Source organism: Pontiella sp., assembly GCF_041622395.1.
Taxonomy (GTDB): Bacteria; Verrucomicrobiota; Kiritimatiellia; order Kiritimatiellales; family Pontiellaceae; genus Pontiella.
Genome location: NZ_JBFJYW010000311.1, coordinates 1 through 4,335, shown reverse-complemented (window position 1 = coordinate 4,335; position 4,335 = coordinate 1). Strand labels below are relative to the sequence as shown.

The window sequence follows — 4,335 nt, the reverse complement described above, 5'->3', positions numbered from 1 at the left end:
GGTCGTATCTCCGGTGATCGTCACCGCTCCGGCAGACCAGACCCGCGCGGCAGGATTGACAGCCCCGCCGGGGCAAGCTGCAGCAGAAAAACGACATGGCCATCCTGTTCATCACCCACGACCTCGGCGTGGTGGCGGAAATGTGCGACGACGTCTGCGTCATGTATGCCGGCAAGGTGGCGGAGCACGCCCCGGTCGGCGAGATTTTCAACAACCCGAAGCACCCCTATACCCAGGGGCTGATCCACTCCATCCCCAAACTTGACACCGAACAAAAATCGAAACTGTTCGAGATCGAGGGCATGGTGCCCGACCTCTTCAGCATGCCGGAAGGCTGCCGCTTCCAAAACCGCTGCCCCCACGCGACCGCGGCATGCAAACAGGCGCCGGTTCCCGAGCGGGTGAAGGATGGACACGAGGTTTCCTGCATTCGCCACGCGGAGATTGCAGCCGCGAATTCGACCCCCCCCGGCAAATCGGGCTTGGAATGAGAGAAATGAACATGAACGACGCTCAGACACCACTGATAAGCATCAAGAACCTGCAGAAGTATTTCCCCATCCACGGGGGCGTCCTCTACCGCCGCATCGGCAACGTCCACGCCGTCGACGGCGTCTCGTTCGACGTCCGCAAAGGCGAAACCATCGGCCTCGTGGGCGAGTCGGGTTGCGGAAAATCCACCCTTGGCAAAGCCCTGCTCCACCTGCACCCGCCCACGGGCGGCACCGTCGAGTTCGAGGGCGTCGACCTCGACACCATCCCCACCCAGCGCCTGCGCGAACTCCGCAAGGAGATGCAGATGATCTTCCAGGATCCGATGGAGTCGCTCAACCCGCGCATGTCCGTCGGCAGCATCCTCGAAGAGCCCTTCATCATCCACAAGGGCGAACACGCATTCGACACCGCCGAAAAGCGCAAAACCGAGATCCTGCGCATCCTCCACGAGGTCGGCCTGCCCGCCAGCGCCTACGACAAATATCCCCACGAATTTTCCGGCGGCCAGCGCCAGCGCATCGGCATCGCCCGCGCCATTGCCCTCAAGCCCAAGCTGGTCGTCTGCGACGAGCCCGTCTCGGCGCTCGACGTCTCGGTCCAGTCGCAAGTGCTCAACCTGATGGTGCGGTTGCAAAAGGAGATGGAGCTGACCTACATCTTCATCGCCCACAACCTCTCCGTGGTGAAATACATCGCCGACCGCATCTGCGTCATGTATCTCGGCCGCGTGGTGGAAGATGCCGAATCGCAGGCCATGTACAAGAAACCGATGCACCCCTACACGCAGGCGCTCATCTCCGCCATCCCGGAGCCGGATCCCGCGCTGAAAAAGGTCAAGCAGGTGCTCGAAGGCGACGTGCCCTCGCCCATCAAGCCGCCGCCCGGCTGCCACTTCCATCCGCGCTGCCCCTACACCCGCGACAGGTGCAAAACCGACGATCCTTCGCTTCGGGCCATCGACGGCAACGAAAAACACCGCGTCGCCTGCCACTTCGCCGAAGAGATCCTCGCGCAGTCGGCCGGGGCCAACGCCTAGTACATCAAACATCCTAAAGACTCGGATGGATCGCAGGTCAAGCTTCAGGAGATGCTGCTCTTTTCCGATTTAACAGAAGGCCGCAAGGTTCGCGAAGAATCGGCTTTGCTGTCTTTGCGACCTTTAGCGAAGCGGGTGTTAAATTGAATCCTTGTTCACGCGAACGTTTGCCCAAAGCACGAGTCGCCGGGCCGGCGACCCTCCAGCCCGCTCAGGCCTTTTTTTTCGTGGTGAACGAGCGGAGGTCGTTGTGCAGGATCCGGTCGAGCTCGTCGGTACGATCCGCCCGCGTTTCCGTCAGCAAAAACCCGAAGACCGGAAAGCGGCGATAATCCACCTCGCGCAGTTCCAGTGTTTTCTCAAACGCGCCGGCAACGGCTTCGTAGTCGAAGGATTCGATCGCTTCGCCGGCCCAGCCGGTTGAATTGTCCAAGACGACCAGGGAATGGATCTCGTCCCCTTTGGATGCAAGCAGTTCGGTCCAGTCCGGCGGCCGGTTGAGGTGATAGGCCACGTATGGATCATACTTAAACGCGGCCCGCGTCAGGTCGCCGGTGGTACACCAGCCGCCGAACCGCATCGGATTGAATTCGATCGGAACAAGCCGACCGTCCTCCTGGCGGCGCAGCTCAATATGTACCGGGAAATTCTTGATTCGAAGACATGAGCCGACCGTTTGGGCAAAGACGCGGAACGCCTCCAGATGGTCGGCCACGATTTGTTTCGAGGTGCAGTACACCCGGTCGCTCACATCGTCGACCGAAGCGAAGTGGTGGTGCAGGATGCCCATGACCTGCGCGGTTCCCGCCTCGTCATAGTAGGCGTCGAGCGCAAACTCGTCCCCGGCGATATACTCTTCCACGATGAAACGTCCCCATTCAACCACCTCGGAAGGGTAGAGGGTTTCGCATTCCGCCAGATTCGCGCAAATGGAGGCCACCGCCTCGTCCCATTCGTCTTGGGAAGAGACGACATGCACCCCCATGCTGAAAAATCCGACGGCGGGCTTGAGTACGACCCGGCCCGGGAAGGTAAGGACATCGACCCCCGCCAATTCATCCAACGCGAATTCCGCAAAGAAAAAACGGGGAAACAGCTCGGCGGTTTCCCGGCGGAAGCGCGCCTTGTCCTTGAAGGAACGAATGGATTCGTGAAGGGCGGAACCCGGCAGTTGCTTGCCGATCCATTCCAGACAGTTTTCGGAGGTGCTGTACGGGCGCTCGTCGCCGCAGAGCAGGCGCCGGCGGGCCTCTTCCTCCGGGATCACGAGCGTGCCCGGCAGCAGATTCATTCCGCGGGCGCCCGGGGTGTCGACCACCGGAATCCGATGCTCCACCAGCATCGCTTTAAACGAGTCGGACAAATAGGGCTTATCGACGAAAAACATGGAAACTCCTCCGGTGGCGAGCCAATCGAGCCGGCACCTTGTTGTAAAATCGCCCGATCCTACCAATTCGTTTTGCCATGAGAGCTGATAAAGCCCCTATCTGGACCGAGTCCCCGGCCGCATTAACATAGCTCATGATTGCCCCTCAGCGTTCTCCAGCTCCCCTAATTCGCGGAACCAATCCTGTAGCTCTTGCAATGATTTTGTCTTGCAAATCCCGACATCTTTAGATGGTAATCCGTAAAAAGAGGCATTCCTTTTCCATTCGAATGTCCGACGTGGCCAGCGGGCAATCGAAGAGTCAAAAAAGTCTATCTCATGCATCATGTGACCAAAGGGGATAAAAGCTCTCCAATTATCTGAGAGGTGGTCAGGTGAAGCAATATCGATCAGCTCAACATGGCTCAATCCACGGGACTCTTCATCCCCCCAGGCATCCAGCAGAATTTGGCGAGCATTATAATCGGTTTTTGGCGCTCTATACCCAAAGACAGTTAAGTGAAAGGAATGCTCTACAGCCTTTTGCACAAGATCCCAATCACGCTTAATGAATGAATCGCGAGCGTAATCTTTGTCTGCTTCAGGATATATAAGGTGCCCAGTGGTCAGTTTTTTATGACAAACAGGACAGACCTGTCCTTCCGACCCAAGAACATCATGCTCAATACAGGTTGTGTAAGAAACACATCCGTGAAGGAAACGGAGATCAGGAAGCTTGCATACCCCCCGATTTCTTTCGTGAGCCTGGAGAAGAAGGGGATCCCAGTTGAACGTTCCTATTACGTCCGAACTGCGTAGCCCCAAAACCAAATAATCATAGATTGTTGGATGGTCTGGCAGTTCCATCTCTTCAAAATATTGCTTTATCCGGCGCTCAACAGCCTCCAGCTCCTCTACATACCCTGACTTTGATTTTATCCAAGAATACTGACTTTCAAAATCACCCTTAGGAACTTGGGTCGCCGTGACCAGCTCATTCCAAATCTCTCCTAAAACACAGGGAAGTTCGTCCATAAGAGGGAGTTTGCGTCCGTTCTTATCTCCCGATGGAAATGTAGCGCGGCTGGCTCCAGCTCCCAGAAGCACCACGTGGGGAGGAGGGTTTGGAACAGGTTTTTCACGTATAGAAGAATCGTTCACGTAAAAAGCTCCGTCCGTTCAGCCGCAACGAAGCTGGACGCAAAGCGACTCTGAGCCTGCGAAAGAGAATCATCGTCTACATTGACAGCAACCATTATTACTACTCCCCCGTGACGAATGCGCCGGGCCAGCCGCCGTGGGCTTCGATAACTTCGTCGATCTCGGCCATGAGGCGGATGGTTTCGGAGAGGGCAACGACGATTTTGTGGTAGTGGGCGATGTCTTCGTCGGTGAGGGTGCGGCCGGGCTGGCCTTTCTTGGGGCCGCGATCCTTGAG

Annotated in this window: 4 protein-coding genes; 2 read left to right on the top strand and 2 right to left on the bottom strand. The window is 57.2% G+C overall.

From position 1 onward, the window contains the following. Positions 1-95 precede the first annotated feature (95 nt). Both ABYO54_RS14545 and ABYO54_RS14540 read left to right on the top strand, forming a co-directional pair. Positions 96-491, top strand: coding sequence for an oligopeptide/dipeptide ABC transporter ATP-binding protein (locus tag ABYO54_RS14545; protein WP_372808967.1), 396 nt, complete (start codon positions 96-98; stop codon positions 489-491). Between the two features lie 11 nt (positions 492-502). After that, positions 503-1,531, top strand: a complete 1,029-nt coding sequence (locus ABYO54_RS14540) for an ABC transporter ATP-binding protein (protein WP_372808966.1) — start codon at positions 503-505, stop codon at positions 1,529-1,531. A 211-nt stretch (positions 1,532-1,742) separates the two neighbouring features. Here ABYO54_RS14540 and ABYO54_RS14535 read toward each other — a convergent pair whose 3' ends face one another. Together ABYO54_RS14535 and ABYO54_RS14530 are read right to left on the bottom strand one after the other, a co-directional pair. Then, the gene (locus ABYO54_RS14535) at positions 1,743-2,918 is read right to left on the bottom strand and encodes an ATP-grasp domain-containing protein (RefSeq protein ID WP_372808965.1); all 1,176 of its coding nucleotides are present in this window, start codon (positions 2,916-2,918) and stop codon (positions 1,743-1,745) included. 132 nt (positions 2,919-3,050) lie between these two features. Next, a complete protein-coding gene (locus ABYO54_RS14530; protein WP_372808964.1) occupies positions 3,051-4,058 on the bottom strand; it encodes a hypothetical protein in 1,008 nt (335 codons plus the stop codon). Between the last annotated feature and the right edge of the window lie 277 nt (positions 4,059-4,335).